This is a genomic window from Intestinibacter sp., from assembly GCF_051866655.1.
Classification (GTDB): domain Bacteria; phylum Bacillota; class Clostridia; order Peptostreptococcales; family Peptostreptococcaceae; genus Intestinibacter.
The window spans coordinates 1-6609 of record NZ_JBJDXL010000108.1 but is presented as its reverse complement, the minus strand read 5'-3'; the positions used below and the strand labels follow the sequence as shown (position 1 = coordinate 6609).

The following is a 6609-nucleotide window of genomic DNA, read 5'->3' as shown; positions in this document are numbered from 1 at the left end:
TCACTCCCTTAAAATTTAGTCATTTAAAATCTTATCATAACAGTAAAACGCAAATTCTTTACCTAAAAAACTCATTTCTCCTACAAATTCATAACCACATTTTTTAAATAGAGAATTCATTTTTTTATTCAAAGAATATGTATCTGTTTTTAAATATTTTATACCCTTGCTACTTGCTAATTCATCAGCAAATTTCATAAGCTTAGTACCTATTCCAATATTTCTCATATTACTATTTACGGCCATTCTATGAACTACCATACACTCTTGATTGCTAGACCAATTTAAATCATTGTACTCTACAGGTTCAATACTATTAACACATATAAATCCTCTTATAATATCATCTTCTCTGTCTACATACAAACATCCAGATTTTATATCCTTTTCAAAATCCTCTGCTTTTGGGTAATTTTCATCCCATTGTGTATTGTTGTAAGACTTCATTTCCTTTATAGTTTCCCCTATAATTTCCATTATTCCTGAAACATCATTTAAATTTGCTTTGACTATCATGCGTCTTATCCTCCTTTACATTTAATAATTATTGTTATTTTTTATTTGATTTTATTTTCATCCATTCTGAATCTACATTTCTACTAATTCGATTCACAAAATTCAAAACTAATTCCTTCTCCTCGCTAGAAAATCCTTCTAAACATATCTCTATTTGTTTGTTTTCCTGTTTTATAATTTCATCGTATAGCTTTTTTCCTTCCTCTGTTGCTATCAAATTATAAGCTCTTCTATCTTGTTTGTCTGTCTCCTTTTTTACATAATTTAAATCAATTAGCTTATTAACAGCTTTTGTAGTCGTTGTTTTATCTACTTTCAGCATATTTGATAATTCTATAAAACTTATATTTGGATTCTCACATATCCTCGTTAAAAATATAAACTGACCTTTTTTCAATCCATACCTTTTGTTTTCTACATCACTCATATAATGTATAGCTCTAGATAAAGTACCTATATCTCTTAACAAATTATTATCTAAATTTTTCATTATTATTTAATCACCTATCTATCCAAAAATTTACATCCTATATTCAAAATTAGTTGAACCTTCAACTATATTTATATAGTAGCTTATATTAGTTGAACTTTCAACTATTTTACAATAAAAAAAATCCCCAGAACTTTTGGAGTAATCCTGGGGTACCTATTATAGGTTAAGGGTTATTTTATTTTCAAACTATTTTATTATAAAATAGGTTGAGGGCAATTTAATTTATACAGTCTTCTGTTCTCTTTGATTCCAGTAGCTGTATAGGTCTTCTTCTTTTGTAAACAAAGGCAATCCCATATGTTTGTGAAGCTTCACAAGCCATGGTAATTCAAGACCAGCTTCGTCGATTTTCTCTTCATTTACGAAAACCTCTTCTCTAGTACCTTCATTTATAAGGTGTCCTTGATTTAAAACATATACATAGTCACATATTTCATAGATTAAGTTCATATCATGACTAGATATTACGATTTTAACACCTCTTTCATTGAGACCCTTTATTATGTCCACAATAGCTCTAGTACTTATTGGATCTAAGCCTGCTGTAGGCTCGTCTAGTAATACTAATTTATTTTCCATAGCGACTACAGATGCTATTGCGACTCTTTTTTTCTGACCGAAGCTCAAGTTATGAACTGGTCTATCTATAAATTCTAAACCATTTACTGCTTCTAAAGCATTGGTAATTCTCTTTTTAATTGTTTTTTCATCTATGCCTATATTTCTAAGTGCAAAAGCAATATCGTCATATACCATTGAATAGAATATTTGCTTTTCTGGATCTTGGAATACTATTCCAACTTCTTTTCTTAGATTGTATAAGCTTTTTTTATCATACTTTATTTGTTCTCCCTTGTATAGTATTTGTCCTTCTGTCGATTTCAAAATTCCCATAAGATTATTGAATAAGGTAGATTTTCCAGAACCATTTGAACCTATGATTCCGATTACCTCTCCTTTATCAAAGTCCATACTTACATTGTCGAGAGCTTTTCTAGTTTTATCATATTGATATGTTAAATTATTTATTTTAAACATCTTTACTATCCCCTACTATATGAAATGTGCCGTCAAATAGTTTCATATCTAAAGCTATACTCATTTCATCATATCTTATCATCATTCTCTTAAACAGCATATTTACTAAAAGCCCAAATGAGTGATATCCATTTTTTAAATTTATATATCCAAATCTAAGCTCCTGTGAGGTTCTTATATCAGCAACCTCCTCCATGAATATAAATATAAATCTATACATAAGCATTGATATTTCCAACACTGTATCTGGCAAATGTAATTTTTTAAATATAAATATAAGCTGATTAAAAGGTGTTGTCAGCATTATAAAATATATACATGTTAAACACGATAATGCTCTAAAAAATAAGTGTATAGATGTATCTATAGATGTTTGAGAGACTCCTATATATAAACCTCCTATTTTTATGTAATGAAGTAAAACAGATTTATCACCTGAAAAATTTATCAAAATCATGATAATACTTATTACTAAAAAAGAAAATGGTATTTTTATAAAATGTATATAGTCTTTAAATTCTATCTTGGCAATTCCAACTATTGTGATACTCATACCTAATATTATCAATATAGATAATATATTGTAAGGACTAATTAATGATATTATTAAAAATAACATACCTATGCTAAATTTTACATTTGGATTAACCTTAAATAATTTATTTTTATAAGCATAATCATCTATTATCATTAATTTTATCTTCTTTCTAGAATTATTTGTCTTCTTTCATTTTTTTCTTAGTTCTAGTAACGCCTATATAATATCCAACTATTCCAGCACCTAATGCTGCTTGAGATGCAAATAGTAAGCTTTCTATTTCACCACTAGCTGGTTCAAAAAAGCTACTAAACCAAGGTTCATAATCAGGATTTATTTCTGTGATAGCAGCTTCAGCTTCACCGTCAGCTCCACCAAATTCTGCACCACTTTTTATAACTTGAGGTACGATAACTATAGCTAAAACTAATAGTAATAATATAATTGTTAGCTTAGCACTACTTCCTTTTTTTGCTTTTGCGTGAGTATCCATTATGCTAGTACCTCCTCATCTTCATTTTCTGTTATAAAGTTGTAGATTATTGTTGTCAATAATCCTTCTGCTATTGCTATAGGAACTTGTGTTATAAAGAATATTCCTAAGAATTTAACAGCAGATACTGCAAATCCACCAACTGGATCAGGGAATGCTAACCCTAATTGTAATGAAGTCAATGTATATGTGGCTAAATCTCCTATAGCTGCAGCTAAAAATACAACTACATTTCTATTTACTTTATCTTTTAATAATTTCCAAATGACATATGATACTATTGGTCCAAATATTGCCATTGAAAATGCATTTGCTCCTAAAGTTGTTATTCCACCATGAGCTAATAATAAAGCTTGGAATAATAATACTATTGTTCCTAAAACAACTGTTACACTTGGTCCAAATAATATTGAAGCAAGTCCTACACCTGTTGGATGTGAACAACTACCTGTTACTGAAGGTATCTTAAGTGCAGAAAGAACAAACACAAAAGCACCACATAAAGCTAATAATAATTTCTTCTTTGGTTGTTCTTTTACTACTTTTGTTATGTTTTTTAAGCCTATAACAAAGAATGGTATAAATAATACATACCAAATTACTGCCCATTTAACAGGCAAGAAGCCTTCCATGATATGCATAGCTCCTGAAATTGTAGGTGCTAATACTAACATGAATGCTGCTAATAAACACCACTTAATATTTGTTTTTTGTAATCTCATATCTCTACGCTCCTTAAAGTAATAATATATTTGAAATAATTCGTATTAATAAAATAAAAAACCTAACCATATTAATTCAATAGGTTAGGTAGATATTACTTAATAAGTTTTATATTATTCTTAATTAAGATATTCTCTCCAACCCCGAAGAAACTTCTCTATTATATTCTAGGCAGGTCTCCTGACTTAGTATCATCCTATCCCTCACCTTCCCATGATATTTTTTATATCACAGTGGCTATATTTGAGAGAATCGTCAACATTACAGTAGCGGGGGCTGCAGAGGAATCACACCTCTTTCCCTATTAATCAAACATTAGAACCTAAAATATATTATTTATCATTATTAATACTCACATATTGTATCTAAATACATTTACATTATAGCATAGATAAACAAATTGTGATGTTTTTTGTAATTCCATTTTGTTATTGTTTATAAATTTATAATTTTTGCAAATTACTATTACATTGTAATTAAATATACAAAAATTGTAAATTATATACCTAGATTTAATTGTAATAACTATTACATAATTTTGCAATAGTATTTTAAAATTATTTTTTATAGGAATTAATAATTCCATTTAGTTATCTATAGATAGCATTCAAAAATGCTTTAATTTGTGTAAAATTTAATTTCTTATTACTTTTTTCAAATATGTAGAAACTATATCAGAAAATCTTTGTATGTCCTTTATATATATAAAATCCTTACCGTAAATTTTCTTTTCAGCTTCTAGATCAGTTTCTTTGCCTGTGAAAACACCTAGCACCATTATGCCTCTTTTTCTAGCCTTTCTAACCTCCATAGCCGTATCATTTATACCAACTACACCTTTATAAGCAGTTTCACCTCTTATACTTCTAGAAGTATCCTTACCTATTTTTACATCATTTGGCTTTCCATCACTAAGTACGATTAGAATTTTATTTTCTTCATCACGCTCTAAAAGTCCATCACAGGTAGCTTTTATAGCCAAGCCATCTCTATTGTTTCCAGCACAATAGTATTCAAATATATCTTCACATTTTCTTACATTATCGTTATAATCTCTAAATCTTTTCAAAATAGTGTAGTCTAAGAAACTTAGAAATCCCATTACTCTATTTGGTATACCAACTAAAGTAAGCGCTGCAGAAAGTATATACGCTTGAATAGCTACCATAAATTGTTTCGAAGTTTGCGAACCACTTGAATCTAGTAGTATATCTATAACATATCTACCTTTTCCATTGTCAACATCCTTGTAAAACACCTTGTTGTTACTACTTCTTCCTATACGCCATGCTTTGTTAGCATATATAGTTCCACAATCAGAATAAACTCTATCAGAAGAGCTTTCTTCTATTAGTAATCTAGAAAAACTTTCTTTTAGCTTATTTATTTGTCTTCTAAATGTTTTTATTTTAAACTGAAACTCAAATATATTGTTGTCCTTCTGTCTAGTTACATATTTTAATTGAAACACATTTTCACAGTGAGATCTCAAAACGCCATCTGTAAAGTGAAGTCTACAGCCTTCATGTACGTTTCTACAGTGTCTTGCTTCCATTTTTCTTCTATCACTTTCACTTAAATATGATTGACCATAGTAATATTCTACTCTTTTGTATATCTTGTTAAGCATTTCTTCATCGACATATATAACTCTATTTGGTGTCGATTCTAGATCTATATCTGCTCTTTCTTCACCTATGCTGTCTACTAACATTCCACTGTTTAAATTTTTAATTTCTGTCTCGACAGTTTGTGTTTCTTGGTCGTTGTATAATTCCTCCAACATAAAGTCAGAAAATGTATCAAAATTGACTTCAACATCCTTTACATTTTCCTCTGCAAATTCTACATTTTCACTTTGGCTATCTAATATATGCTGAAAATATGTAAGATATATTTCGTCTACTCTTTTTAAAATATTCATTATATCGTCATTAGAATCGATTGAATTAATTTCTCTAAGTATTTTTCTAACTAATCTATCCATAACGGGATGTCTATCCATTTGTTGAAGTACATAGGTATATTTTAAAAGCTGTAAAATATCTTCTTTATGTATTTTTGAATAACTCTTTAAAATATCTGAATACGCCTTATTTCTGATGTCTACTACTCCAGGTCTCTCTTCTATTACCTTTTTTTCAGCGACATCATTTAATACAATTTGTATTATTGTCAGCAATATATCTTTGTTGTATCCAGATTTTATTCTATTTACTAAAAACTTTTTAACAGTTTCCCAATCGACGTATTTTCTTCTAGCACCTGCAATTATCGCGTAATACATAGACGCGTCCTTTGAGCTGTAGTCCTTTTCTGCAGAGTCTATCTCTTCGTCGTATTTTCCTGAAACTGTCCAAGCCAAATTGTTTACTCTATTGTCAAACTCATATTCGTTAAATATCCAATTTAAACCTTTTGCCATATCGATCACCCTTTTAACTAATCATTTGGGAATATGTCAGAGCTTTCCCATCCTTCAGGAATTCTAGTTCTTATAATATCTGATACCATTTCTTTTTCGTAAACATCAAAAGTCTTACCTGTAATTCCCATGTTAATTGCAAGAGTTGGTTTTAAACCTCTTTTTATAGTTTTTAGAGCTCCTATCATACCTCTTAAATCTATTGCCTTTGTTGATATTTCACCGTTTTCTGCTTTAAGCTGTAAATCTAGGAATATTCCTATGAATTGAAGTAGCTTTTCGCTATCTACTGTAGGGAATTCTCTTTTTAAAATCATCATTAATTTTTCTTCATCTACAGCTGGAATATCTATTACTAAAAATCTTGAAACTAGTGCTTCGTT

At 29.2% G+C, this 6609-nt stretch carries 7 protein-coding genes, 1 pseudogene and 1 riboswitch; all 8 genes and pseudogenes read right to left on the bottom strand.

The features are described from left to right. Positions 1–15 precede the first annotated feature (15 nt). Entirely contained in the window at positions 16–516 is a 501-nt protein-coding gene (locus ACI3VO_RS02805; RefSeq protein ID WP_439756457.1) for a GNAT family N-acetyltransferase, read from the bottom strand. 34 nt (positions 517–550) lie between these two features. Continuing rightward, a complete protein-coding gene (locus tag ACI3VO_RS02800; RefSeq protein ID WP_439756456.1) occupies positions 551–1006 on the bottom strand; it encodes a MarR family winged helix-turn-helix transcriptional regulator in 456 nt (151 codons plus the stop codon). Between the two features lie 225 nt (positions 1007–1231). Beyond that, positions 1232–2047: an energy-coupling factor ABC transporter ATP-binding protein gene (locus ACI3VO_RS02795; RefSeq protein WP_439756455.1), complete on the bottom strand. Its 816-nt coding sequence runs from the start codon at positions 2045–2047 to the stop codon at positions 1232–1234. Beyond that, positions 2040–2738, bottom strand: a complete 699-nt coding sequence (gene cbiQ / locus ACI3VO_RS02790) for a cobalt ECF transporter T component CbiQ (RefSeq protein ID WP_439756454.1) — start codon at positions 2736–2738, stop codon at positions 2040–2042. The genes ACI3VO_RS02795 and cbiQ overlap by 8 nt, the downstream gene beginning before the upstream one ends. A 22-nt stretch (positions 2739–2760) precedes the next feature. Further along, complete coding sequence (locus tag ACI3VO_RS02785; RefSeq protein ID WP_439756453.1) at positions 2761–3078, bottom strand: energy-coupling factor ABC transporter substrate-binding protein; 318 nt, start codon at positions 3076–3078, stop codon at positions 2761–2763. Next, positions 3078–3800, bottom strand: coding sequence for an energy-coupling factor ABC transporter permease (locus tag ACI3VO_RS02780; RefSeq protein ID WP_439756452.1), 723 nt, complete (start codon positions 3798–3800; stop codon positions 3078–3080). The genes ACI3VO_RS02785 and ACI3VO_RS02780 overlap by 1 nt, the downstream gene beginning before the upstream one ends. Before the next feature lie 154 nt (positions 3801–3954). Further along, positions 3955–4142: riboswitch (cobalamin riboswitch) on the bottom strand. A 293-nt stretch (positions 4143–4435) separates the two neighbouring features. Further along, a complete protein-coding gene (locus tag ACI3VO_RS02775; protein ID WP_439756451.1) occupies positions 4436–6226 on the bottom strand; it encodes a nitric oxide reductase activation-like protein in 1791 nt (596 codons plus the stop codon). Between the two features lie 17 nt (positions 6227–6243). Further along, a pseudogene (locus tag ACI3VO_RS02770) lies at positions 6244–6609 on the bottom strand (MoxR family ATPase); the annotation flags it as partial.

Bases quoted from the DNA above. Each gene is read 5' to 3' on its own strand.
- ACI3VO_RS02780 (WP_439756452.1), bottom strand. From the start codon at position 3,800: ATGAGATTACAAAAAACAAATATTAAGTGGTGTTTATTAGCAGCATTC.
- ACI3VO_RS02805 (WP_439756457.1), bottom strand. From the start codon at position 516: ATGATAGTCAAAGCAAATTTAAATGATGTTTCAGGAATAATGGAAATT.
- cbiQ (WP_439756454.1), bottom strand. From the start codon at position 2,738: ATGATAATAGATGATTATGCTTATAAAAATAAATTATTTAAGGTTAAT.
- ACI3VO_RS02800 (WP_439756456.1), bottom strand. From the start codon at position 1,006: ATGAAAAATTTAGATAATAATTTGTTAAGAGATATAGGTACTTTATCT.
- ACI3VO_RS02785 (WP_439756453.1), bottom strand. From the start codon at position 3,078: ATGGATACTCACGCAAAAGCAAAAAAAGGAAGTAGTGCTAAGCTAACA.
- ACI3VO_RS02775 (WP_439756451.1), bottom strand. From the start codon at position 6,226: ATGGCAAAAGGTTTAAATTGGATATTTAACGAATATGAGTTTGACAAT.
- ACI3VO_RS02795 (WP_439756455.1), bottom strand. From the start codon at position 2,047: ATGTTTAAAATAAATAATTTAACATATCAATATGATAAAACTAGAAAA.